This is a genomic window from Pseudomonas sp. RIT623 (genome assembly GCF_004519305.1).
Taxonomy (GTDB): domain Bacteria; phylum Pseudomonadota; class Gammaproteobacteria; order Pseudomonadales; family Pseudomonadaceae; genus Aquipseudomonas.
On the sequence record NZ_SOZA01000001.1, the window covers coordinates 262,879 to 287,331 of the forward strand.

Annotated in this window: 25 protein-coding genes; 21 read left to right on the forward strand and 4 right to left on the reverse strand. The window is 61.8% G+C overall.

The genetic code is table 11. From position 1 onward, the window contains the following. The first annotated feature begins 2 nt into the window (after positions 1-2). From E3U47_RS01235 to hcnC, 17 genes are all read left to right on the forward strand, one after another. On the forward strand, positions 3-875 hold the full coding sequence (locus tag E3U47_RS01235) for a ParB/RepB/Spo0J family partition protein (RefSeq protein ID WP_134689119.1): 873 nt from the start codon (positions 3-5) through the stop codon (positions 873-875). A 149-nt stretch (positions 876-1,024) separates the two neighbouring features. Next, complete coding sequence (locus E3U47_RS01240) at positions 1,025-1,432, forward strand: F0F1 ATP synthase subunit I (protein WP_008092225.1); 408 nt, start codon at positions 1,025-1,027, stop codon at positions 1,430-1,432. Between the two features lie 16 nt (positions 1,433-1,448). After that, positions 1,449-2,318: a F0F1 ATP synthase subunit A gene (gene atpB / locus E3U47_RS01245; protein WP_134689120.1), complete on the forward strand. Its 870-nt coding sequence runs from the start codon at positions 1,449-1,451 to the stop codon at positions 2,316-2,318. A 144-nt stretch (positions 2,319-2,462) separates the two neighbouring features. Next, the gene (gene atpE / locus E3U47_RS01250; RefSeq protein ID WP_003097235.1) at positions 2,463-2,720 is read left to right on the forward strand and encodes a F0F1 ATP synthase subunit C; all 258 of its coding nucleotides are present in this window, start codon (positions 2,463-2,465) and stop codon (positions 2,718-2,720) included. 58 nt (positions 2,721-2,778) lie between these two features. Next, positions 2,779-3,249 (forward strand): F0F1 ATP synthase subunit B, encoded by a 471-nt coding sequence (locus E3U47_RS01255; protein ID WP_023383136.1) that lies wholly within the window; start codon positions 2,779-2,781, stop codon positions 3,247-3,249. Between the two features lie 12 nt (positions 3,250-3,261). Then, entirely contained in the window at positions 3,262-3,798 is a 537-nt protein-coding gene (locus E3U47_RS01260; protein WP_023628561.1) for a F0F1 ATP synthase subunit delta, read from the forward strand. A 21-nt stretch (positions 3,799-3,819) separates the two neighbouring features. Next, the gene (gene atpA, locus E3U47_RS01265) at positions 3,820-5,364 is read left to right on the forward strand and encodes a F0F1 ATP synthase subunit alpha (RefSeq protein ID WP_038707082.1); all 1,545 of its coding nucleotides are present in this window, start codon (positions 3,820-3,822) and stop codon (positions 5,362-5,364) included. 48 nt (positions 5,365-5,412) lie between these two features. Then, a complete protein-coding gene (atpG, locus tag E3U47_RS01270) occupies positions 5,413-6,273 on the forward strand; it encodes a F0F1 ATP synthase subunit gamma (RefSeq protein ID WP_028690020.1) in 861 nt (286 codons plus the stop codon). Positions 6,274-6,300: 27 nt separating this feature from the next. Continuing rightward, entirely contained in the window at positions 6,301-7,677 is a 1,377-nt protein-coding gene (gene atpD / locus E3U47_RS01275; protein ID WP_028690019.1) for a F0F1 ATP synthase subunit beta, read from the forward strand. A 44-nt stretch (positions 7,678-7,721) separates the two neighbouring features. Next, on the forward strand, positions 7,722-8,141 hold the full coding sequence (locus tag E3U47_RS01280; RefSeq protein WP_011536500.1) for a F0F1 ATP synthase subunit epsilon: 420 nt from the start codon (positions 7,722-7,724) through the stop codon (positions 8,139-8,141). A gap of 124 nt (positions 8,142-8,265) precedes the next feature. Next, positions 8,266-9,633, forward strand: coding sequence for a bifunctional UDP-N-acetylglucosamine diphosphorylase/glucosamine-1-phosphate N-acetyltransferase GlmU (glmU, locus tag E3U47_RS01285; protein WP_134689121.1), 1,368 nt, complete (start codon positions 8,266-8,268; stop codon positions 9,631-9,633). 285 nt (positions 9,634-9,918) lie between these two features. Next, the gene (locus tag E3U47_RS01290) at positions 9,919-10,686 is read left to right on the forward strand and encodes a DeoR/GlpR family DNA-binding transcription regulator (protein ID WP_134689122.1); all 768 of its coding nucleotides are present in this window, start codon (positions 9,919-9,921) and stop codon (positions 10,684-10,686) included. A gap of 12 nt (positions 10,687-10,698) precedes the next feature. Next, the gene (gene glmS / locus E3U47_RS01295) at positions 10,699-12,534 is read left to right on the forward strand and encodes a glutamine--fructose-6-phosphate transaminase (isomerizing) (protein WP_134689123.1); all 1,836 of its coding nucleotides are present in this window, start codon (positions 10,699-10,701) and stop codon (positions 12,532-12,534) included. 80 nt (positions 12,535-12,614) lie between these two features. Next, a complete protein-coding gene (locus E3U47_RS01300) occupies positions 12,615-13,082 on the forward strand; it encodes a hypothetical protein (protein WP_134689124.1) in 468 nt (155 codons plus the stop codon). Positions 13,083-13,216: 134 nt separating this feature from the next. Beyond that, positions 13,217-13,531 (forward strand): cyanide-forming glycine dehydrogenase subunit HcnA, encoded by a 315-nt coding sequence (gene hcnA / locus E3U47_RS01305; protein ID WP_134689125.1) that lies wholly within the window; start codon positions 13,217-13,219, stop codon positions 13,529-13,531. Continuing rightward, entirely contained in the window at positions 13,528-14,922 is a 1,395-nt protein-coding gene (gene hcnB / locus E3U47_RS01310; protein ID WP_134689126.1) for a cyanide-forming glycine dehydrogenase subunit HcnB, read from the forward strand. The genes hcnA and hcnB overlap by 4 nt, the downstream gene beginning before the upstream one ends. A gap of 2 nt (positions 14,923-14,924) precedes the next feature. After that, on the forward strand, positions 14,925-16,175 hold the full coding sequence (hcnC, locus tag E3U47_RS01315; RefSeq protein WP_134689127.1) for a cyanide-forming glycine dehydrogenase subunit HcnC: 1,251 nt from the start codon (positions 14,925-14,927) through the stop codon (positions 16,173-16,175). A gap of 142 nt (positions 16,176-16,317) precedes the next feature. Here hcnC and lpdA read toward each other — a convergent pair whose 3' ends face one another. After that, positions 16,318-17,718 carry a dihydrolipoyl dehydrogenase gene (gene lpdA / locus E3U47_RS01320; protein WP_134689128.1) on the reverse strand — a complete coding sequence of 467 codons (1,401 nt, stop codon included), beginning with the start codon at positions 17,716-17,718 and terminating at the stop codon, positions 16,318-16,320. A 212-nt stretch (positions 17,719-17,930) separates the two neighbouring features. Here lpdA and cfaB point away from each other — a divergent pair, with 212 nt between their 5' ends. Then, positions 17,931-19,115, forward strand: coding sequence for a C17 cyclopropane fatty acid synthase CfaB (gene cfaB, locus E3U47_RS01325; protein WP_134689129.1), 1,185 nt, complete (start codon positions 17,931-17,933; stop codon positions 19,113-19,115). Positions 19,116-19,118: 3 nt separating this feature from the next. Here the strand turns inward: cfaB and cls are convergent, their stop codons facing one another. Beyond that, entirely contained in the window at positions 19,119-20,558 is a 1,440-nt protein-coding gene (cls, locus tag E3U47_RS01330; protein WP_134689130.1) for a cardiolipin synthase, read from the reverse strand. 128 nt (positions 20,559-20,686) lie between these two features. On the opposite strand from cls, the gene E3U47_RS01335 reads away from it, so the two are divergent. Beyond that, positions 20,687-21,214 (forward strand): DUF3617 domain-containing protein, encoded by a 528-nt coding sequence (locus E3U47_RS01335; protein ID WP_134689131.1) that lies wholly within the window; start codon positions 20,687-20,689, stop codon positions 21,212-21,214. Positions 21,215-21,219: 5 nt separating this feature from the next. Here E3U47_RS01335 and folE2 read toward each other — a convergent pair whose 3' ends face one another. Further along, the gene (gene folE2, locus E3U47_RS01340; protein ID WP_134689132.1) at positions 21,220-22,116 is read right to left on the reverse strand and encodes a GTP cyclohydrolase FolE2; all 897 of its coding nucleotides are present in this window, start codon (positions 22,114-22,116) and stop codon (positions 21,220-21,222) included. A gap of 20 nt (positions 22,117-22,136) precedes the next feature. Continuing rightward, positions 22,137-22,514 (reverse strand): glutamine synthetase, encoded by a 378-nt coding sequence (locus E3U47_RS01345; protein ID WP_134689133.1) that lies wholly within the window; start codon positions 22,512-22,514, stop codon positions 22,137-22,139. 109 nt (positions 22,515-22,623) lie between these two features. Here E3U47_RS01345 and zigA point away from each other — a divergent pair, with 109 nt between their 5' ends. Together zigA and E3U47_RS01355 are read left to right on the forward strand one after the other, a co-directional pair. After that, the gene (gene zigA, locus E3U47_RS01350) at positions 22,624-23,832 is read left to right on the forward strand and encodes a zinc metallochaperone GTPase ZigA (protein WP_134689134.1); all 1,209 of its coding nucleotides are present in this window, start codon (positions 22,624-22,626) and stop codon (positions 23,830-23,832) included. After that, entirely contained in the window at positions 23,829-24,449 is a 621-nt protein-coding gene (locus E3U47_RS01355) for a DUF1826 domain-containing protein (protein WP_134689135.1), read from the forward strand. The genes zigA and E3U47_RS01355 overlap by 4 nt, the downstream gene beginning before the upstream one ends. The last annotated feature ends 4 nt before the right edge of the window (positions 24,450-24,453 follow it).

The window sequence follows — 24,453 nt, forward strand, 5'->3', positions numbered from 1 at the left end:
GCATGGCCATCAAGAAACGCGGTCTCGGACGTGGGTTGGATGCACTGCTCAGTGGTCCTTCCGTCAGCGCGCTGGAAGCGCAGGCTGTCAAGATCGACCAGAAGGAACTGCAACAACTGCCAGTCGAGCTGATCCAGCGCGGCAAGTACCAGCCGCGTCGCGACATGGACCCCGAGGCGCTCGAGGAACTGGCGCATTCGATCCGTCTGCATGGCGTCATGCAACCAATCGTGGTCCGCCCGATCGGCGACAACCGCTACGAGATCATCGCCGGTGAACGGCGCTGGCGCGCCACCCAGCAGGCCGGCCTGGACACCGTGCCGGCCATGGTCCGCGAAGTGCCCGACGAAGCCGCCATCGCCATGGCGCTGATCGAGAACATCCAGCGCGAGGACCTCAACCCGCTGGAAGAAGCCCTGGCCTTGCAGCGCCTGCAGCAAGAGTTCGAGTTGACCCAGCAGCAAGTGGCCGATGCCGTCGGCAAGTCGCGGGTGACCGTGGCCAACTTGCTGCGCCTGATTTCGCTGCCCGAGGCGATCAAGACCATGCTCGCCCACGGCGACCTGGAGATGGGCCACGCCCGCGCCTTGCTCGGCCTCGGCGAAGATCGCCAGGAAGAAGGGGCGCGTCATGTTGTCGCACGCGGCCTTACCGTGCGCCAGACCGAGGCACTGGTGCGCCAGTGGCTCAACGGTAAACCTGAGCCGGTCGAATCGAGCAAACCTGATCCGGACATCGCGCGCCTCGAGCAGCGTCTGGCAGAGCGGCTGGGCTCCGCGGTGCAAATCCGCCATGGCAACAAGGGCAAGGGCCAGTTGGTTATCCGCTATAACTCGCTCGACGAGTTGCAAGGCGTGCTTGCTCACATCCGCTGAAACAATTCCCGTTGTAGCGCGCAGTCGGAAATCACTACCGAAGAGTTGAATAGGGGTTAATCCACCCCTATACTCTGCGCGCATTTTGTCGGCACAAATTATGCCAAGTCATTGCTGACGAGGCGGTCGACTTTCGAGGAGCAGTTGTGATGGAAATCCGCACGCCAAACCGCCTGCCTTTCCATCGCTGGGCGGTTTTCCCGGTTCTGCTGGCTCAATTTGTTGTGCTGCTGCTGGCAACCTTGGTGTTGTGGCAGTGGAAAGGGGCGGTCAGTGGATATTCAGGCCTTTGCGGAGGTTTGATTGCCTGGCTGCCCAATGTGTATTTCGCCTGGAAGGCATTTCGCTTCAGCGGAGCCCGGGCGGCGCAGGCCATCGTCAAGTCGTTCTACGCAGGCGAGGCAGGCAAGATGATTTTGACGGCAGTGCTGTTTGCACTGACCTTCGCAGGAGTGAAGCCATTGGCGCCGTTGGCAGTATTCGGCGTCTTCGTGCTGACCCTTTTGGTCAGCTGGTTCGCGCCCCTGCTGATGAATAAAAGACTTTCGAGACCTTAGGGCGTTTGAGGCAACCATGGCAGAAGAAACCGCTTCGGGTTATATCCAGCACCACTTGCAGAACCTGACCTACGGTCAACTACCAGACGGCAGCTGGGGCTTCGCCCATTCGGCTGCAGAAGCCAAGGCAATGGGCTTCTGGGCGTTCCACCTGGACACCCTGGGCTGGTCCGTTGCGCTGGGTCTGATCTTCCTGTTCATCTTCCGCATGGCGGCCAAGAAGGCGACTTCCGGGCAACCGAGCGGTCTGCAGAACTTCGTGGAAGTGCTGGTGGACTTCGTCAACGGCAGCGTGAAGGACTCCTTCCACGGCCGCAGCCCGGTGATCGCCCCACTGGCGCTGACCATCTTCGTCTGGGTGTTCCTGATGAACGCCATCGACCTGGTACCGGTCGACTGGATTCCGCAGCTGGCCATCCTGATCTCCGGTGATCCGCACATTCCGTTCCGCGCCGTGTCGACCACCGACCCGAACGCGACCCTGGCCATGGCCTTCAGCGTATTCGCCCTGATCATCTTCTACAGCATCAAGGTCAAGGGCCTGGGCGGCTTCATCGGCGAGCTGACCCTGCACCCGTTCGGCAGCAAGAACATCTTCGTGCAGATCCTGCTGATTCCGGTCAACTTCCTGCTCGAATTCGTCACCCTGATCGCCAAGCCGATCTCGCTGGCACTGCGTCTGTTCGGCAACATGTACGCCGGCGAGCTGGTGTTCATCCTGATCGCGGTGATGTTCGGCGCCGGTATCCTGTGGCTCAGCGGCCTGGGTATCGTGCTGCAGTGGGCGTGGGCAGTGTTCCACATCCTGATCATCACCCTGCAAGCTTTCATCTTCATGATGCTGACCATCGTCTACCTGTCGATGGCCCACGAAGATAACCATTAAGACCGCCTGGCGTGTCTGATAGCCTTCCCCGCCGGTTTGGGGGGAGGGCTTAAAAAGTCCGCAAGGGCATGCTGTACCAAACGATTTGTTTTACCGCTTCAAACTAAAAACCTAACCAATACGACGTAAAAGTCGGGAGGAAAGATGGAAACTGTAGTTGGTCTGACCGCTATCGCTGTTGCTCTGCTGATCGGCCTGGGTGCTCTGGGTACCGCCATTGGTTTCGGCCTGCTGGGCGGCAAATTCCTGGAAGGCGCTGCTCGCCAGCCAGAAATGGTTCCGATGCTGCAGGTCAAAATGTTCATCGTTGCCGGCCTGCTCGACGCCGTGACCATGATCGGTGTTGGTATCGCTCTGTTCTTCACCTTCGCAAACCCCTTCGTTGGTCAGATCGCCGGCTAATCACTCGTTTTTTACGAGTTGATTGCTGTGATGAACAAAGACCGAGCGAGGTGTTGGCGTGAACATTAATGCAACCCTGATTGGCCAATCCGTTGCTTTCCTGATTTTTGTACTCTTCTGCATGAAGTACGTATGGCCTCCGGTCATCACTGCTCTGCAAGAGCGCCAAAAGAAGATTGCCGACGGCTTGGACGCTGCCAACCGCGCAGCTCGCGACCTGGAGCTGGCCCAAGAGAAAGCGGGTCAGCAACTGCGTGAAGCGAAGGCACAGGCAGCCGAAATCATTGAGCAAAGCAAGAAGCGCGCTGCTCAGCTTGTCGAGGAAGCCCGTGAACAGGCCCGCGTCGAAGCTGACCGTGTGAAGGCTCAGGCTCAAGCCGAGATCGAACAGGAACTGAACAGCGTCAAAGACGCCCTGCGTGCCCAAGTGGGTGCCCTGGCCGTTGGCGGTGCTGAAAAGATCCTTGGCGCCACAATCGATCAAAACGCGCATGCGGAGCTGGTTAACAAACTGGCCGCTGAAATTTAAGCGAGGGCGATCATGGCAGAACTGACCACGTTGGCCCGACCTTACGCTAAGGCTGCCTTCGAGCATGCCCAGGCCCATCAGCAACTGGCCAATTGGTCAGCCATGCTCGGCCTGGCTGCTGCGGTGTCGCAAGACGACACCATGCAGCGCCTGCTCAAGGCCCCGCAACTGACTAGCGCAGAAAAGGCCGCCGCATTCATTGAAGTGTGCGGTGACAAGTTTGACGCCAAGGCACAGAATTTCATTCATGTTGCCGCGGAAAACGAACGTCTCCTGCTTCTGCCGGAGATTTCGACTCTGTTCGACCTGTACAAGGCCGAGCAAGAGAAGTCCGTGGACGTGGAAGTCACCAGTGCTTTTGCGTTGAACCAAGAACAGCAAGACAAACTCGCCAAGGTTCTCAGTGCACGGTTAGGCCAGGAAGTGCGCCTGCACGCGTCGGAGGATGCCAGCCTGATCGGCGGCGTCGTCATCCGCGCTGGCGACCTGGTAATCGACGGTTCGGTTCGCGGCAAGATCGCGAAACTGGCCGAAGCCTTGAAATCTTGAGTTTGAAGGGGCAGCAGAGCAATGCAGCAACTCAATCCTTCCGAAATTAGTGAAATCATCAAGGGCCGCATCGACAACCTCGATGTCGGCTCCCAAGCCCGTAACGAAGGTACCGTCGTTTCGGTTTCCGACGGCATCGTGCGGATCCACGGTCTGGCCGACGTCATGTACGGCGAAATGATCGAGTTCCCGGGCAGCGTATTCGGCATGGCCCTGAACCTGGAGCAAGACTCCGTAGGTGCAGTGATCCTGGGTGCCTATGACACCCTCGCCGAAGGCATGAGCGCCAAGTGCACCGGCCGCATCCTGGAAGTTCCGGTTGGTAAGGAACTGCTGGGTCGCGTCGTCGACGCACTGGGTAACCCGATCGACGGCAAAGGTCCTCTGGGCAACACCCAGACCGACGCGGTCGAGAAAGTAGCTCCAGGCGTGATCTGGCGTAAGTCGGTAGACCAGCCTGTACAGACTGGCTACAAGTCCGTCGACGCCATGATCCCTGTCGGCCGTGGCCAGCGCGAGCTGATCATCGGTGACCGTCAGATCGGCAAGACCGCCATGGCCATCGACGCCATCATCAACCAGAAAGACTCCGGTATTTTCTGTGTTTATGTTGCAGTCGGCCAGAAGCGTTCCACCGTTGCCAACATCGTTCGCAAGCTGGAAGAAGCCGGCGCCCTGGCCAACACCATCGTGGTCGTTGCCAGTGCTTCGGAATCCGCCGCACTGCAGTTCCTGGCGCCTTACGCCGGCTGCACCATGGGCGAGTTCTTCCGTGACCGCGGTGAAGACGCGCTGATCGTTTACGATGACCTGTCCAAGCAGGCCGTTGCCTACCGTCAGATCTCCCTGCTGCTGCGCCGTCCACCAGGACGTGAAGCGTACCCAGGCGACGTGTTCTATCTCCACTCCCGTCTGCTGGAGCGTGCATCGCGCGTTTCCGAAGAGTACGTCGAGAAGTTCACCAACGGTGCCGTAACCGGCAAGACTGGCTCGCTGACCGCTCTGCCGATCATCGAAACCCAGGCTGGCGACGTTTCCGCGTTCGTTCCGACCAACGTGATCTCGATCACCGACGGTCAGATCTTCCTGGAATCGGCCATGTTCAACGCAGGCATCCGTCCTGCCGTTAACGCCGGTGTGTCGGTATCCCGTGTTGGTGGTGCCGCCCAGACCAAGATCATCAAGAAGCTGTCCGGTGGTATCCGTACCGCCCTGGCCCAGTACCGTGAACTGGCGGCCTTCGCCCAGTTCGCTTCGGACCTGGACGAGGCTACCCGCAAGCAGCTGGAGCATGGTCAGCGCGTTACCGAGCTGATGAAACAGAAGCAGTACGCGCCAATGTCGATCGCCGACATGGCCCTGTCGCTGTACGCCGCTGAGCGTGGTTTCCTGACCGACGTAGAAGTCTCCAAGGTTGGCAGCTTCGAGCAAGCGCTGATTGCCTACTTCAACCGTGATCACGCCGAACTGATGGCCAAGATCAACGTGAAGGGTGACTTCAACGACGAAATCGACGCTGGCATGAAAGCCGGTATCGAGAAGTTCAAGGCCACCCAGACCTGGTAAGCCGCAGCGGGGGCTCCGGCCCCCGCTTGCTAACCTGATAGGTGATACATGGCAGGCGCAAAAGAGATTCGCAGTAAGATTGCGAGCATCAAAAGCACGCAAAAAATTACCAGCGCCATGGAGAAAGTGGCGGTCAGCAAGATGCGCAAGGCACAAATGCGCATGGCTGCTAGCCGTCCTTACGCGGAGCGTATCCGCCAGGTGATCGGTCATCTGGCCAACGCCAACCCGGAATACCGCCACCCGTTCATGATCGAGCGCCCTGTAAAGCGCGCCGGTTATATCGTGGTGAGCAGTGACCGTGGTCTGTGCGGTGGCTTGAATACCAACCTGTTCAAGGCCCTGGTCAAGGACATGAACGAAAACCGCGAACAGGGCGTGGAAATCGACCTGTGCGTGATCGGCAGCAAGGGTGCGACTTTCTTCCGCATCTTTGGCGGTAACGTCGTAGCCGCGATCAGCCACCTGGGCGAAGAGCCATCGATCAACGATCTGATCGGCTCCGTCAAAGTGATGCTGGACGCCTACCTGGACGGCCGCATCGATCGCCTCTCGGTGGTTTCGAACAAGTTCATCAACACCATGACCCAAAAACCGACGGTAGAGCAGTTGGTACCGTTGGTGGCAACCCCGGATCAGGAACTCAAGCACCACTGGGACTACCTGTACGAACCCGACGCAAAAGAGCTGCTGGACGGCTTGATGGTGCGTTACGTGGAGTCGCAGGTGTACCAGGCGGTGGTCGAGAACAACGCTGCTGAACAAGCGGCCCGGATGATCGCCATGAAGAACGCCACAGACAACGCCGGTGATTTGATCAAAGAGCTTCAGTTGATCTACAACAAGGCGCGTCAGGCTGCGATCACCCAGGAGATCTCGGAAATCGTCGGCGGCGCTGCCGCGGTTTAACGGTTCAAAAATTCAGAGGATCCAGCTATGAGTAGCGGACGTATCGTTCAAATCATCGGCGCCGTCATCGACGTGGAATTCCCACGTGATGCCGTGCCGAGTGTTTACAACGCGCTGAAAGTACAAGGCGCGGAAACCACCCTGGAAGTTCAGCAGCAGCTGGGCGACGGCGTGGTTCGTACCATTGCGATGGGCTCGACCGAAGGTCTGAAGCGCGGTCTGGATGTCGTCGACACCAAGGCTGCCATCTCGGTACCTGTCGGCAAGGCAACCCTGGGCCGTATCATGGACGTCCTGGGCAACCCGATCGACGAAGCCGGCCCGATCGGCGAAGAAGAGCGTCGCGGTATCCACCAGCCAGCGCCTTCGTTCTCGGACCAGGCAGGCGGCAACGACCTGCTGGAAACCGGCATCAAGGTTATCGACCTGGTCTGCCCGTTCGCCAAGGGTGGTAAGGTTGGTCTGTTCGGTGGTGCCGGCGTCGGCAAGACCGTCAACATGATGGAACTGATCCGTAACATCGCCATGGAACACAGCGGTTATTCCGTGTTCGCTGGTGTGGGTGAGCGTACTCGTGAGGGTAACGACTTCTACCACGAGATGAAGGACTCCAACGTTCTCGACAAGGTAGCGCTGGTCTACGGTCAGATGAACGAGCCACCAGGAAACCGTCTGCGCGTAGCGCTGACCGGCCTGACCATGGCTGAGAAGTTCCGTGACGAAGGTAACGACGTTCTGCTGTTCGTCGACAACATCTATCGTTACACCCTGGCCGGTACCGAAGTATCCGCACTGCTGGGCCGTATGCCTTCGGCAGTAGGTTACCAGCCGACCCTGGCCGAAGAGATGGGTGTTCTGCAAGAGCGCATCACTTCGACCAAGGAAGGTTCGATCACCTCCGTCCAGGCCGTATACGTACCTGCGGACGACCTGACCGACCCGTCGCCAGCGACCACCTTCGCCCACTTGGACGCCACCGTCGTTCTGTCCCGTGATATCGCTTCCCTGGGTATCTACCCAGCGGTCGACCCACTGGACTCGACTTCGCGCCAGCTGGACCCGAACGTGATCGGCACCGAGCACTACGAGACCGCTCGTGGCGTTCAGTATGTTCTGCAGCGCTACAAAGAGCTGAAGGACATCATCGCGATCCTGGGTATGGACGAACTGTCCGAAGCCGACAAGCAACTGGTTGCCCGCGCTCGTAAGATCCAGCGCTTCCTGTCGCAGCCGTTCTTCGTGGCCGAAGTCTTCACCGGCTCGCCAGGCAAGTACGTTTCGCTCAAGGACACCATCGCTGGCTTCAGCGGCATCCTCAAAGGTGACTACGACCACCTGCCAGAACAAGCGTTCTACATGGTCGGCAGCATCGACGAAGCGATCGAGAAAGCCAAGAAACTGTAATCCCGGCGCCCCGCAAGGGGCGCTAATCAGGTTGAGGCAAGCAGATGGCTATGACAGTCCATTGCGATATCGTCAGCGCGGAAGGAGAGATCTTTTCCGGCCTGGTCGAGATGGTAGTAGCGCACGGCAACCTGGGCGATCTTGGTATCGCTCCAGGCCACGCGCCGCTGATCACCAATCTCAAGCCTGGTCCGATCACGCTGACCAAGCAAGGTGGCGATCGTGAGGTGTTCTACATCTCCGGTGGTTTCCTCGAAGTGCAGCCGAACATGGTCAAGGTTCTTGCCGACACCGTGCAGCGCGCTGCCGACCTGGACGAAGCTCAGGCTCAGGAAGCCCTCAAGGCTGCTGAGAATGCTCTGAATGCGAAAAGCTCGGACTTCGACTACGGTGCTGCTGCCGCGCGTCTGGCCGAGGCTGCAGCTCAGCTGCGTACTGTCCAGCAATTGCGCAAAGGCAAGTAATTCGGCCCTGGCCGCTTACTTTCGCCGCGATTGAGTTAAAGGGTAGCCTCGGCTACCCTTTTTCTTTTTCTAAAAATTTCCTTTTTGGTCAGGTCCCTGACCGCCCAGGATTGGTAGCCAGTCAATGTCCCTCGATATCGTCATCCTCGCCGCCGGTCAAGGCACCCGCATGCGTTCGGCGCTGCCCAAGGTGCTGCACCCGATAGCCGGCAACTCCATGCTCGGCCATGTTATCCACAGCGCGCGCCAACTGCAGCCCAAGGGCATTCACGTGGTCATTGGCCATGGCGCCGAGCTGGTGCGCGAGCGCCTGGCTGCGGACGACCTGAATTTCGTCATGCAGGACAAGCAGCTGGGCACCGGCCATGCCGTGGCCCAGGCGCTGCCTGCCATTACCGCCGACACCGTGCTGGTGCTGTACGGCGATGTGCCGTTGATCGAGGTGCAAACCCTGCAGCGCCTGCTGGCCAAGGTCAGCGCCAGCCAGTTGGGCCTGTTGACCGTTAACCTGGCTGACCCCAGCGGTTATGGCCGGATCGTTCGAGATGCGCAGGGCCAGGTCACGGCGATCGTCGAGCACAAGGACGCCAGCGAGGCGCAGAAGGCGATCAAGGAAGGCAACACCGGCATCCTCGCCATGCCAGCGGCGCGCCTGGCCGACTGGATGGGACGCTTGTCCAACAACAATACCCAGGGCGAGTACTACCTGACCGATGTGATCGCCATGGCCGTGGCCGACGGCCTGGTGGTCGCCACCGAACAGCCCCACGACCCGATGGAAGTGCAAGGCGCCAATGACCGTCGCCAGTTGGCCGAGCTTGAGCGCCATTACCAGCTGCGCGAAGGCCGCCGTCTCATGGCCCAGGGCGTGACCCTGCGTGATCCGGCGCGCTTCGATGTGCGCGGCGAAGTGATCGTGGGCCGCGATGTGCTCATCGATATCAACGTGATCCTCGAAGGCCGGGTGGTCATCGAGGACGACGTGCAGATCGGCCCCAACTGCGTGATCAAGGACAGCACCTTGCGCAAGGGCGTGGTGATCAAGGCCAACAGCCATATCGAAGGCGCGGTGATGGGCGAGGGCAGCGATGCCGGTCCGTTCGCGCGCCTGCGTCCGGGTAGCGTGCTGGAGGCCCGTGCCCATGTGGGTAACTTCGTCGAGCTGAAGAACGCGCATCTGGGCGAGGGCGCCAAGGCCGGTCACCTGACCTACCTGGGCGATGCCGAGGTCGGTGCACGCACCAACATCGGTGCTGGCACCATCACTTGCAACTACGACGGCGCCAACAAGTTCCGCACGGTGATGGGCGAGGACGTGTTCATCGGCTCCAACAATTCGCTGGTGGCACCTGTGGAAATCCAGGCGGGGGCCACTACCGCGGCGGGCTCGACCATCACCCAGACGGTGGAAGCCGGCCAATTGGGCGTGGCCCGTGCGCGCCAGCGCAACATCGAAGGCTGGAAGCGGCCGGAGAAGATCAAGAAGAGCTGAGTTATCCACAGAACTTTCGATCGAAAGCCGGCTTATGTGAATAAGCCGGCTTTTTATTGGCTGCCGTATCGCGGTCCCTGTAGGAGCGGCCTTGTGTCGCGAGGGGGCGCGTAGCGGCCCCAGGATCTTAGCGCCAAGGCAGAAATTGCCGGGGCCGCTACGCGGCCCTTTCGCGGCACAAGGCCGCTCCTACAGGGACCGTGTCAGTGCAGAGAAACTTGACGAATTGTTCATCTTAGGCTTTGATTGCACTACTTATCTTTCGAATCGAAACTTAAGGCCGAAATGTCGAAACGTAATACCCCCCAGCGCCGCCACAACATCCTGGCCTTGCTCAACGAGCAGGGCGAGGTGAGCGTCGATGCCCTGGCCAAGCGTTTCGAAACTTCCGAAGTGACCATTCGCAAGGACCTCGCAGCGCTGGAAGCCAACGGCTTGCTGCTGCGCCGCTATGGCGGCGCGGTGACCATGCCCCAGGAGCTGCTCGGCGACAACGTCCAGCCAGTGTCCCTGTACAAGCAGGCCATCGCCCGCGCGGCGGTGGGGCGCATTCGCGAACACGCGCGCATCATCATCGACAGTGGCAGCACCACGGCAGCGATGATCCCGCAGCTCGGGCGCCAGCCAGGGCTGGTGGTGATGACCAACTCGCTCAATGTGGCCCGGGCCATCAGCGAACAAGAGCACGAGCCGGTGCTGCTGATGACCGGCGGCACCTGGGACCCGCACTCGGAGTCGTTCCAGGGCCAGGTCGCCGAGCAGGTACTACGCTCATACGACTTCGATCAACTGTTCATCGGTGCCGATGGCATCGACCTGGAGCGTGGCACCACCACCTTCAACGAACTGCTGGGGTTGAGTCGGGTCATGGCCGAAGTGGCCCGCGAGGTGATCGTCATGGTCGAGTCGGACAAGGTCGGCCGCAAGATCCCCAACCTCGAGCTGCCCTGGGGCAGCGTCAATACCCTGATTACCGATGACCGCCTGCCCGTCGAGGCACGCGAGCGGATTCAAGCCCGCGGTATCAACCTTATCTGTGCCGCTATCAGCTAGGAGCAACAACCTATGTGTGGAATCGTCGGTGCCGTAGCCGAGCGTAATATCACAGCCATCCTCATCGAAGGCCTCAAGCGCCTGGAATACCGCGGTTATGACAGCGCCGGCCTGGCCGTGCTGACCGCGCAGGGCGGGCTTGAGCGTCGTCGCCGCATCGGCAAGGTCAGCGAGCTGGAGGCCGCCGTGGCCGCCGAGCCACTGGCTGGGCAACTGGGCATCGCCCACACCCGCTGGGCGACCCATGGCGCACCGACCGAGGGCAATGCCCACCCGCATTTTTCCGCCCAGGAAGTAGCGGTGGTGCACAACGGCATCATCGAGAACCACGAAGCGCTGCGTGAAGAGCTCAAGGGCCTGGGCTACGTGTTCAGTTCGCAGACCGACACCGAGGTGATCGTCCACCTGATCCATCACCTGCTCAAGAGCATCCCGGACCTGGCCGACGCGCTCAAGGCCGCGGTCAAGCGCCTGCACGGCGCCTACGGCCTGGCGGTGATCAGCGCCAGCCAGCCAGACCGCCTGGTCGCCGCCCGTAGCGGCAGCCCGTTGGTGATCGGCCTGGGCCTGGGTGAGAACTTCCTGGCCTCCGACCAGTTGGCCCTGCGCCAGGTCACCGACCGCTTCATGTACCTGGAAGAAGGCGACATCGCCGAGATCCGCCGTGAGCAGGTCAGCATCTGGGACCAGGCCGGTCGCCCGGTACAGCGCGAGACCGTGCAGTACCACGAAGGCGCCGAAGCCGCTGACAAGGGTGTGTACCGCCATTTCATGCTCAAGGAGATCCACGAACAGCCGAGCGTGGTGCAACGCACCCTCGAAGGCCGCTTGGGCAAGGATCACGTGATGGTCCAGGCCTTCGGCCCAAATGCCGCCGAGCTGTTCGCCAAGGTGCGCAACGTGCAGATCGTCGCCTGCGGCACCAGCTACCACGCCGGCATGGTCGCCCGTTACTGGCTCGAAAGCCTGGCCGGCATCCCGTGCCAGGTGGAAGTGGCCAGTGAATTCCGCTACCGCAAGGTGGTGGTGCAGCCGGACACCCTGTTCGTCTCCATTTCCCAGTCGGGCGAAACCGCCGATACCCTGGCGGCCCTGCGCAATGCCAAGGAGCTTGGCTTCCTTGGCAGCCTGGCGATCTGCAACGTCGGCATAAGCTCGCTGGTGCGAGAATCCGACCTGACCCTGCTGACCCTGGCCGGCCCGGAGATTGGCGTGGCCTCGACCAAGGCCTTCACCACCCAGCTGGTTTCCCTGATGCTGCTGACCCTGGCCCTTGGCCAGGTGCGCGGCACCTTGGCCGCCGGCGTCGAAGCCGAGCTGGTGGACGAATTGCGCCGCCTGCCGACTCGCCTGGGTGAAGCCCTGGCCATGGACGCTGTGGTCGAGAAGACCGCCGAGCTGTTCGCCGACAAGCACCACACCCTGTTCCTCGGCCGCGGCGCGCAATACCCGGTGGCGATGGAAGGTGCGCTCAAGCTCAAGGAAATCTCCTATATCCATGCCGAAGCCTACCCGGCCGGTGAGCTCAAGCATGGCCCGCTGGCGCTGGTAGACAGCGACATGCCGGTGGTCACCGTGGCGCCGAACAACGAGCTGCTGGAAAAGCTCAAGTCGAACCTGCAGGAAGTCCGCGCCCGCGGTGGTGAACTGGTGGTATTCGCCGACGAGCAGGCTGGCATGAGCAACGGCGAGGGCACCCACGTGATCAACGTTCCGCACATCAACGATGCGCTGGCGCCGATCCTCTACACCATCCCGCTGCAGCTGCTGTCGTACTACGTTGCCGTGCTCAAGGGCACCGACGTCGACCAGCCGCGCAACCTGGCCAAGTCGGTTACGGTGGAGTAACGCTGCGGCAGTGGTTGTGCCGTATAAATCACAACCCCCGGTCAGCCGGGGGTTTTTCTTTCTCAGGATGAGCAATAAAGATGTTGATGAAACTGGCGCCAAAAAGGCCGCGTAGCCTGCGCAAATTCTACCTGTCGATAGGCGCGACGCTGGTAATCATGGTGGTCGGACGCTATTTCGCGCTCAAGGCCGAGGAACAACGAGCCAAGCAGCAGTCGCAATGGATAGAACAGGTGTTGCAGGTGAACAGCACGCTGCCCAGGCAGATCGATGCAGTTACCCAGCTTGAGCGGGTCGAGTTCGTTTGGGGGGATACGTTCCTCTATGTATATCGGGTCGGACTGAGCGCCAAGCTGCCGTGGGAACGCCGTGCGAAGATGCAGAAGCGAGCCGGCCAGCAACTGGAACAACTGGCCTGCAAGGAGCCGAAAATGCTCGAAGCGATGCACAGGTTCAAGTTCCGCCAGAAACATCTCTATGTCGGGGACGAAGGAGGCGAGTTGTTCCACGTCGAGTTGCAGCCTGACAAGCTAGCCTGCGCGAACTGACGAGCACCGTGATGTTCATCGCAAGCTCGTCGTTCTAGGAAAATTCTGTACGCCGTATCAGGCATGGATCAATGTTTTCCCCCGGTGTTTGCCCTAACGTCCCCCGACCCATCAGTCATCAAGGACGACAGGAAATGCAGACGCTGCAACGAAAGCACGATATCCAGCCATTGGAAGGCAATGAAATGACCCTCCTGGTCAATGGCCTGCCCGCGGTCGCCAGTGCCGGCGAAACCGTACTCAGCGTGCTCAACGCCGTTGGCCTGCGCCAGGTAGCGCGCAATGATCACGGCCAGCTTAGCGGTGCCTACTGTGGCATGGGCGTCTGCCATTGCTGCCTGGTCCAGATCGATGGCCGCCCCAAGCGGCGCGCCTGCCAGACCGTGGTGCGGCCCGGCATGCGTATCGAGACCGAGGTGAACCGCGTGCAAGAGGAGGCCCATTCATGAGCCTTCGTCCAGTGATCGTTGGCGGTGGTTCGGCCGGCATGGGCGCGGCCATCGAGTTGGCCGACCATGGTGTGGACTGCCTGCTGTTCGACGAGGCTTCCCGTCCCGGTGGCGTGGTCTATCGCGGCCCGCTGCGCGCCGGTGTCGACCTGGGCTACCTCGGGCCACGCTACACCAAGGCACTGAATAAACTGCACGAAGATTTCGCGGCGAGTGCCGCGCATGTCGACCTGCGTTTGAACCACCGGGTGGTCGGTGGTGACGATCAGCGCCTGATGGTGCTCGACGCCGACGAGCGCCTGCACGAGATCGAATACTCGCACCTGCTGCTGGCCGCCGGTTGCCACGAGCGCAACGTGCCGTTCCCCGGCTGGACCCTGCCTGGGGTGATCCTGCTCGGTGGCCTGCAGCTGCAGATCAAGAGCGGCGTGGTCAAGCCGCTGGGCAGCACCTTGATCGCCGGTACCGGGCCGCTGCTGCCGTTGGTGGCCTGCCAGTTGCACGCCGCTGGCGCCAAGGTCGCGGGGGTGTACGAAGCCTGCTCGTTCAACCGTATCGCCAAGGAAAGCCTGGCGCTGATGAACAAGCCGCAGCTGTTCCTCGATGGCCTGAGCATGCTTGCCTACATGAAGCTCAACGGCATCCCCATGCACTACGGCTGGGGCGTGGTGGGCGCCACTGGCGAGGATGAACTGCAAGAGGTCAGCGTCGCGCCCTACACCCAGGACTGGAAACCAGACATGTCCCGCGTCCAGCGCGAGCAGGTGCGTACCCTGGCGGTCGGCTACGGTTTCATTCCGCGAACCCAGCTTAGCCAGCAGTTGGGCCTGGAACATGGCTTCAGCGAAGACGGCTACCTGCGCGCCGAGTGCAACGTCTGGCAGCAGAGCAGCCGGCCGAACATCCACCTGGCTGGCGACATGGCCGGGATTCGCGGAGGCGAGGCGGCGATGCTCACCGGGCGAATCGCCGCGGTGTCGATGCTCCAGCAAATGGGCAAGCTCGACGCCGAGCAGGCCATCGAATTGCGTGAGCGCTACCTGGGCAAGCTGGCGGCGATCAAGCGCTTCCGCTCCGGGGTGGAGCGCTACACCGCCCGCGGCGCCGCGCAGGTCGAGCTGCCGCAAGCCGACACGGTGATCTGCCGGTGCGAGCACGTCACCCGTGAGCAGATCGACCTGGCCCTGGAGCAGGGCGTCGAGGACATGGCCAGCCTGAAGATGCGCACTCGGGTGAGCATGGGCGACTGCCAGGGCCGCATGTGCGTCGGCTACTGCAGCGATCGCCTGCGCAGCAGCACCGGGCGCAAGGATGTGGGTTGGCTGCGTCCGCGTTTCCCGGTCGACCCGATTCCGTTTTCCGCATTCGAACAACTGGGCACGGAGGCCTGAGCATGAACAAGACCTACGACATCATCATTGCCGGCGGTGGCGTGATCGGCGCGTCCTGCGCCTACCAACTGTCCAAGCGCGGCAACCTGAAGATCGCCCTGATCGACTGCAAGCGCCCGGGCAATGCCACCCGAGCCTCGGCCGGCGGGCTGTGGGCGATCGGCGAATCGGTGGGGCTGGGTTGCGGAGTGATCTTCTTTCGCATGATGTCTTCGCGCAACAAGCGCGAGGCCAACGGCGCGGCGGTGGTGGTCGACTCGAGCACCCCGCACATCCTGCCGGAATGCTTCTTCGACTTCGCCTTGCAGTCCAACGCGATTTATCCACAGCTGCACCAGGAGCTGATAGAGCGCCACGGCATGGACTTCAAGTTCGAGCGCACCGGCCTCAAGTACATCATCCAGGACGAAGAGGACCAGCTGTACGCCGAGCATATCGTCAAGCAGATCCCGCACCTGGCCGACCAGGTGCGCTGGCTCGACCGTGATGCGTTGCGCGCGTCGGAGCCGGCGGTGACCCTCAAGGCCAATGGCGCGCTGGAGTTCCTCTGCGATCACCAGGTCAGCCCGTTCCGCCTGGGCGATGCCTACATGGAGGCGGCGCGGCAGAACGGTGTCGACCTCTATCCCAACGTGAACATCACCGGCGTGCTGCATGAGGGGTCGCGGATCAAAGGCGTGCGCACCGCCGAGGCCGGCGAGTTCCACTGCCAGACACTGATCAATGCCGCTGGCGCCTGGGCGGCGGAACTGAGCGAGTGGGCCACCGGGCAGAGCATCCCGGTAAAACCGGTGAAAGGCCAGATCGTGCTGACCGAGCGCTTGCCCAAGCTGCTCGATGGCTGCATCACCACCAGCGATTGCTACATGGCGCAGAAGGACAACGGTGAGATCCTGATCGGCAGTACCACCGAGGAGAAGGGCTTCGATGTCACCAACACCTTCCCGGAGATCAACGGGTTGGTGCAGGGGGCGATCCGCTGCGTGCCACAGCTGGCGCAGGTGAACCTCAAGCGCACCTGGGCCGGTCTGCGGCCTGGGTCACCGGACGAGCTGCCGATTCTCGGGCCTGTGGATAATATTCAAGGGTATTTCAACGCCTGTGGACATTTCCGTACCGGCATCCTCACCTCGGCAATTACCGGGGTGTTGCTCGATAAAGTTGTCCACAATGAGGCGTTGCCGCTGGATATCACGCCGTTCCTGGCGTCGCGCTTCCGTGAGGCTGTGGGTAAACAGCAAGCTCACGGCTGACGGGGCCGCTAGCAAGGTCGACGCCTATCCATCCGGTAGGGGCCGGCCTTGCTGGCGAAACAAGCACCACGGTAGATGGCCACCGGCTGCGCCGGTGTTCGCCGGCAAGGCCGGCTCCTACACTGCAGTGCGAGACCTTGGATCAGATCTGCATCGCCTTGCCATCCACATTCATCGCTGCCTGGCGCAAGGCCTCGGAGCGGGTCGGGTGCGGGTGGCAGGTGAGGGCGATGTCTTCGGCCGAGGCCGAGAACTCCATGGCCACGCAGAACTCGCCGATCATCTCGCTCACGCTCGGACCGACCAGGTGCACGCCCAGCACTTCATCGGTCGTGGCATCGGCGATGACCTTGGCGAAGCCTTCGGTCTCGTGGTTGATCTTCGCCCGGCTGTTGGCGCTGAAGGGGAACTTGCCGACCTTGTAGGCACGGCCTTCGGCCTTGAGCTGCTCTTCGGTCTTGCCGACGCTGGCCAGTTCCGGGCGGGTATAGATGACGCCCGGGATGAGGTTGTAGTTGACCTCATGGGCCTTGCCGGCGATGCGCTCGATGCACGACACCGCTTCGTCTTCGGCCTTGTGTGCCAGCATCGGGCCGGAGGTGACGTCGCCGATCACCCAGATGCCCGGCACCGCGCTGCGGTGATGGTCGTTGGCGAGCATGCCGCGCTTGTCGGCTTCCAGCCCGGCGCTTTCCAGGTTCAGGCCCTGGGTGTAGGGGCGGCGGCCGATGGCTACCAGCACGTAGTCGGCCTGCAGGGTTTCGGCGGTACCACCGGCGGCGGGTTCCAGGGTCAGTGTGACGCCGTCGGCCGCGGCCGTGGCCTGGGTCACCTTGCTGCCGAGCTTGAAGGTCATGCCTTGCTTGGCCAGGGCTTTCTGCAGGGTCTTGGCGGTTTCTTCGTCGGTGCCAGGGCAGATACGGTCCAGATACTCGATCACCGTGACTTCGGCACCCAGGCGACGCCATACCGAACCCAGCTCCAGGCCGATCACCCCGGCACCGATGACGATCAGGTGCTTGGGCACCTGGGGCAGCGACAGGGCACCGGTGGAGTCGATGATGCGCTGGTTGTCGATGGTCACGCCAGGCAGCGGCGTAGGTTCCGAGCCAGTGGCGATGACGATGTCCTTGGCCTGCAAGGTGGTTTCGCTGCCATCCTCGGCCTTGACGATCACCTTGCCAACCCCGTCCAGGCGGCCCCAGCCCTTGATCCAGTCAACCTTGTTCTTGCGGAACAGGTATTCGATGCCCTTGGTCAGGCCAGTCACGCTTTCATCTTTCTGCTTCATCATCTGGCCGAGGTTGAGGGTGGGCTTGACCTCGATCCCCAGGTGGGCGAACTCGTCGCCGCTGGCGGCCTCATACAGCTCGGAAGCGTGCAGCAATGCCTTGGACGGCATGCAACCGACGTTCAGGCAGGTACCGCCGAGGGTCGAGCGCCCCTCGACGCAGGCCACGCTCAGGCCCAGCTGGCCGGCGCGAATCGCCGCGTTATAGCCGCCGGGGCCGCCGCCGATGATCACCACGTCATAGGATTTCATGGGTTTTACTCCGAGAGTGTGAGGAAGCGAAGAGGGCCACAAGGTTAGTCTGCGCAAGCTAAATTGTATACAATCTGTTGTGCGCGGCGTTGCATAGGGCGCTAGACCATGGTCGCGATTAACGGAAACTTCCTACGAATGAACTACCCTGATCCGGTGGCGTCCGAAAATTAAGCTGCGGCGTCCGGTTTCAATGAAAGGGAGGGTCATGAATGCTTGCGCAACTTCCACCTGCGTTGCAGAGCTTGCACTTACCTTTGCGCGTCAAGCTGTGGGACGGCAACCAGTTCGATCTGGGGCCGAGCCCGCAAGTCACCATCGTGGTCAAGGAACCACAACTCATTACCCAGCTTACCCACCCCAATCTCAACGAGCTGGGATCAGCCTTCGTCGAGGGCAAGCTGGAGCTGGAAGGCGATATCGGCGAAGTCATCCGGGTTTGTGACGAGCTCAGCGATGCCTTGCTTCAAGATGAAGACGAGGCAGTGCCGGCGCGCACTGCCCATGACAAGGCCACCGATGCCGAAGCCATTTCCTATCACTACGACCTGTCCAACGAGTTCTACCAACTGTGGCTCGACCCGGACATGGTCTATTCCTGTGCCTATTTCAAGGAGCCGGACAACACCCTGGCCCAGGCTCAGCAAGACAAGTTCGACCACCTGTGCCGCAAGCTGCGCCTGCAGGCTGGCGATTACCTGCTGGATGTCGGTTGTGGCTGGGGCGGGCTGGCGCGCTTCGCCGCTCGTGAGTACGGCGCCAAGGTATTCGGCATCACCTTGAGCAAAGAGCAGCTGAAGCTTGGTCGTCAACGGGTCCAGGACGAAGGCCTGGGTGACAAGGTCGAGCTGCAGATCCTCGACTACCGCGACCTGCCCCAGGATGGCCGCTTCGACAAAGTGGTCAGCGTCGGCATGTTCGAACATGTCGGCCACGCCAATCTCGAGTTGTACTGCAAACGGCTGTTCGGTGCCGTGCGCGAAGGCGGCTTGGTGATGAACCATGGCATCACTGCCAAGCATGTCGATGGCCGCCCTGTCGGCCGCGGCGCGGGCGACTTCATCGACCGCTATGTGTTCCCCCATGGCGAGCTGCCGCATATCTCGATGATCACTGCACGGATTTGTGAGGCGGGCCTGGAGGTGGTCGACGTCGAAAGCCTGCGGCTGCACTACGCCAAGACCCTCAACCATTGGAGCGAGAACCTGGAGAACCAGCTGCATCGCGCCGCCGCGCTAGTGCCGGAAAAGACCTTGCGTATCTGGCGCCTGTACCTGGCAGGTTGCGCCTACGCCTTCACCAAGGGCTGGATCAACCTGCACCAGATCCTCGCCGTGAAACCTTACGCCGACGGCCACCACGACCTGCCGTGGACCCGTGAGGATCTCTGCCGCTAGCCGTTACAGAATCGGTGAAATCAGCCGTGCGATGCGCATTCCCAGTTGTTGCAGGCGGTGCGTGTCGCGGCTGTCCTCTGCGGTGATCTCCCTGGCCAGCTCGAAATCCCGCTCCAGCATCTGCTCGACCTGATCGGCGAAGGCGCGGTCCACGGTCAGCAGGGTGATCTCGAAATTCAGGCGGAACGAGCGGTTGTCCAGGTTGGCGCTGCCGATGGCGCTGATTTCGTCGTCCACCAGTACCACCTTCTGGTGCAGGAAGCCCGGTTGATACCTGAACATGCGCACCCCGGCGCGGACTGCTTCGAAGGCGAACAGGCTGGAGGCGGCGTAGACGATGCGGTGGTCGGGGCGCGAGGGGATCAGGATGCGTACATCCACGCCGCGCAGCACCGCCAGGCGCAGGGCGGCGAAGATCGCCTCGTCGGGGATGAAATAGGGGCTGGTGATCCATACCCGGCGGGTGGCCGAATGGATCGCCTCGAGGAAGAACAGCGCGCAGGTTTCCTGGGGGTCGGCCGGGCCACTGGCCAGGGCCTGGCACAGCACGCCGTCCTCGGGGTAGGTGTCTGGCAGGATCAACGGTGGCAGCTGGCGCGTGGCCCAGTACCAGTCCTCGGCGAACGACTCTTGCAGGCAGGCCAGCACCGGGCCGCTGATTTGCACATGGGTGTCGCGCCATGGCGACAGCTTTGCGTGGGCGCCGAGATACTCGTCGCCGACATTGTGGCCACCGAGGAAACCCAGCAGGCCATCGACCACCACGATCTTGCGGTGGTTGCGGAAGTTGACCTGGAAGCGATTGAACAAGCCCCGGCGCGTGGCGAAGGCCCGGATCTGTACACCACCATCGCGCAGCGCCTGGCTGTAGCTGGCCGGCAGGGCATGGCTGCCGACCCGGTCATATAGCACGAACACCCGCACGCCTTCGGCAGCCTTGCTCAGCAGCAGTTGTTGCAACTCCCGGCCCAGGGCGTCGTCGTGGATGATGAAGAACTGCACTAGCACGGTATCGCGGGCGGCGCGGATCGCCGAGAAGATCGCCTCGAAGGTGGCCTCGCCGTCGATCAGCAACTTCACCTCGTTGTTGGCCAGGCACGGCATGCGGCCCAGCTTGGGCATCGCGCGCAGGGCCGCGTAGCTGTCCGACTCGCGGGCGGTGAGTGCTTCCTCCACCCAGGGCCGCCAGTTCAGGTTGGCCATGGCCACGTGCATTTCCTGGTTGGCCTGACGCCGCGCCTGGATGTAGGCATAGAAGGAACGGGCGCCGAACACCAGGTAGGGGATCAGGGTGAAGTAGGGAATGAACAGCAAGGACATGGCCCAGGCGATAGCACCCTGGGCGGTGCGCACGGTGAACACCGCGTGCAGCGCGGCGGCGATGCCGAGCAGGTGAATCAGGCCGAGCACGTAACCGAAGAAGTAGGGGCTGTGGTAATCCATACGCATCCTGCTTGCCGTGAGCACTGCCGCTAACAGACCACGTTCCAGGGGTCGCCTGCAACCTGCAGGCGATTTCGGCGTCTAACGGCTAGTCCGGCCAGAGCCGGTATTTTTTGGAGTTTTGACCCATGAAGATTCGCCTGCCATTGCTTGCCCTGATGTTCGGCCTGGGCAGCCCGCTGGTTCACGCGCAGATGCTGCAACCTGGCTTGTGGGAGTTGACCACCAGCAACATGCAGGTCGATGGCAAGCCACTGCCGGACATGGCTTTCATGCTCGGGCAGTTGAAGAACCTGCCACCTGAGCAACGGGCGATGATGGAAGGGGCATTGGCCAAGCAGGGCATCACCGTGGGCGGCAAGGGTGTGCGCTCCTGCCTGACCCCGGAGCAGGTCAAGACCGATGACATTCCGTTACAGGACCCGCAGTCGGGCTGTACGCAGAAGATCACCGAGCGCACGGGCAATGTCTGGAAATTCCAGTTCAGTTGCCCGAAAGCCCAGGGTCAAGGCCAGGCTACTTTCCTCAGTGATCGTGAGTTCCTGACCAAGGTCAATGGCACCTTCAATGCGTCCGGTGTGCAGCAGCAGGGCAGCATGGACACCCGGGCCGTGTGGTTGGGCAATGACTGCGGGGGCGTCAAACCTCGAAGTTGAGCGGCCTATGCCGAGCCATCGAGCCAGGCATAACGACTCTCGGCCACCGCATCGTGGGCATGCAGGCTCTCTGCATGTTCCACGCGCACGCTGAACCCCCGCACCCACTTCAGTTGACGCAGCGCCTGGTGCAGCCGCCGCGCGGCATCCTCGCAGAACATCAGGTTCTGGCCGTTGGCCAGGGCGAAGGCTTGTTCATCGGCGCGCTTTACCGCTGTCTGCACCGCAGTACCCAGTGCCGCCTCGGCGTGGTCGATCAGCTCCGCGAGCCTGATATCGTCCTCGGCAAGTCGCACCTGCAACTTGGCCAGGCTTCGCTGGCTATGGGGCGTCGCGACAATTCCGTTACTGCTGCCAAGCCACTGGCGAACCTCGTTCCGATTCAACGGCTGATCGGCAAAGTCTTTGTCGAACTGCGCCTGAATCAGCTGCCTAGCCAGCGCCGCCGAGCAAGGGCAGGTCGAGGAATAGGGAATGTGCACCGATAGTTCCACGTGGAACATTTCGTTTTCCAAACGGGCATCCAGGCTCACCGGGTAGCGTTTCCAGCCGGACAGGGGGCTGACCAGCGCCGGTCGCTTGAGCAGATGATCGAAGGTCAGGCGCAGGTAGGCCCTGTGCGACAGGCCGGCGTGGCTGGCCAGAAACTGGTCGAGAATGTCGCGCAACCGTTGCGCTGCCAGTGCTTGGTGTTCAAGCGCCTCCAAGGCCAGGTACAGCCGTGACATATGTATGCCCCGCGAAGCGCCATCGTCGAGGCTTACGCCAGCATCGGCGTAGGCTGTCACGTTGCGCCCATCGATCAACAGCGGCAGGGCGATGCCGCACATGCCGACCCAGTCCAGAGCCAGGGTTTGCTGGCTGTTCTGGGCGGCGATATCGGGGAGGGTAAGGGTGGTCATGGAAGCATCCTGTGGGTGGTTCAACGGCAACCGCCGATGAGGCTGCAATGCAGGTTGAAACGCTCGCCGCTGGAACTGGAGACTCGATTGCGTGTGGTCCAGCCGATGCGTTGGCTATAACCGACCCAGGCTTCACCATCACTGGCCAGCCCGCTGAAAAAGGTCAGGCCGCCATAACGGCTGTTGGTTTGCGCCCAGAGGCGTTTGCTCGCCGCTTCATAGCCGCGCAGGTAGAAAGTGCTGCCTTCGGTGCGCACGCTGTAGTAGTTGCCCTTGCTGTCCTGGCAGGCGAGCAGGGTGGCGCTGCGTGTGCACAAAGCCAGGTCACTGCGAGGCATGGCGGGGAGTTGCAGGGGCAATGCGAGCAATAGCATGGCGACGATGCCAGGTAGTTTCATGACGCTCTCCAGTCGACCGTTCGGCAACACGGCTTGGCGAAATTGTATTGTTATAATATAACATCATGCAATGCATCGCTTCGAATGCGCCTGCCCGATGAGGTCCGTCATGCCCAACCGCCTTCCTGTCACCGTGCTGTCCGGCTTCCTTGGCGCCGGCAAGAGCACGCTGCTCAACCATGTGCTGCGCAACCGCGACGACCTGCGTGTCGCGGTGATCGTCAACGACATGAGCGAAATCAACATCGACGCCAGCGAGGTGCAGCGCAACGTCAGCCTTAACCGCGCCGAAGAGAAACTGGTGGAGATGAGCAACGGTTGCATCTGCTGCACCTTGCGTGAAGACCTGCTGGAAGAAGTGGCCCGCTTGGCCGGTGAAGGTCGCTTCGACTACCTGCTGATCGAGTCGACCGGCATCTCCGAGCCGCTGCCGGTGGCCGAAACCTTCACCTTCCGTGACGAGCAGGGCCGCAGCCTGAGCGACATGGCGCGGCTGGACACCATGGTCACGGTGGTTGATGGCCTCAATTTCCTGCGCGACTACCAGGCCGCCGACAGCCTCGCCAGCCGCGGGGAAACCTTGGGTGAGGAAGACGAACGTTCGATCAGCGACCTGTTGATCGAACAGGTCGAGTTCGCCGATGTGCTGCTGCTGAGCAAGATCGACCTGATCAGCCAGGCCGAGCGCGAGGAGTTGCTTGCCATTTTGCGCAGCCTCAATGCCCGGGCGCAGATCGTGCCGATGGTAATGGGCCAGGTGGCGTTGTCACGGATCCTCGACACCGGGCTGTTCGACTTCGACCAGGCGGCCCAGGCGCCAGGCTGGTTGCAGGAGCTGCGCGGCGAGCATGTGCCCGAAACCGAGGAGTACGGCATCGCCGCGACCACCTGGCAGGCACGCCGGCCGTTCCATCCGCAGCGTTTCTTCGACTTTATCCACAGACCGTGGAGCAATGGGCGGTTGCTGCGTTCCAAGGGCTTCTTCTGGCTGGCCAGCAAGTTCCAGGAGGCCGGCAGTTGGTCCCAGGCCGGCGGCATGATGCGCCATGGTCTGGCCGGGCGCTGGTGGCGGTTCGTGCCACGCGAACAATGGCCGCAGGATGAAGAGAATACCGCGGCGATCCTCAAGCAGTGGACGGTGGAATCCGGCGATTGCCGGCAGGAGCTGGTGTTCATTGGGCAGAACATCGATTTTGCGCAGTTATCCACAGAGCTGGAGGCTTGCCTGCTGACCGATGAAGAAATGGAACTGGGGCCGATGGGCTGGCTGCGCCTGGCGGACCCGTTCGGTGCCTGGCATGAGGAAGCGGCGGCATGAGCCTTGTGGACCGCCGTCAGGTGTTCGCGGATTCGCCGCGGGTACTGACCGAGATCCTCGCCGATGACGTCAATCTGGCCACTTGGCAGCGCCGCCTGCCGGCCCAGGTGGAGGACTTTGCCGGGCTGCTGCTGAGCCAGGGCCAGTTGCTGGCCGATGAGCGGGTGGTCGAGGTGAACGAACAGCAGGTGCCGGTTTTGCCGGGGCTGCTCAAGGAGGCCTCGGACCTGCATGGCTATGAGGGGTTCGTCGCCGATGTGGTGTGGCTGGTCGAGGCCTTTACCTGCTTGCTCGGGGCGCGTCGTATCGGTTTGCGTTTGCGGGTGCTGGAGGGCGCCATGTGCCCGCGTTTTCACGTGGATCATGTGCCGTTACGGTTGTTGAGCACATACGCCGGGGCCGGCAGCGAGTGGCTGGAGGAGGGGCGGTTGGATCGGTCGCGGTTGCAGTTCGAGCCGCCGCCTGTGGATAACATTCAGCGGCTGGTAGCGGGAGAGGTGGCGCTGCTCAAAGGGGAGCGTTGGCTGGGCAATGAGGGGGGTGGGCTTATCCACCGTTCGCCACCGACGCCTGCGGGTGAGCGGCGCTTGTTGTTAAGCCTGGATTGGCTGGCGTGAGTGC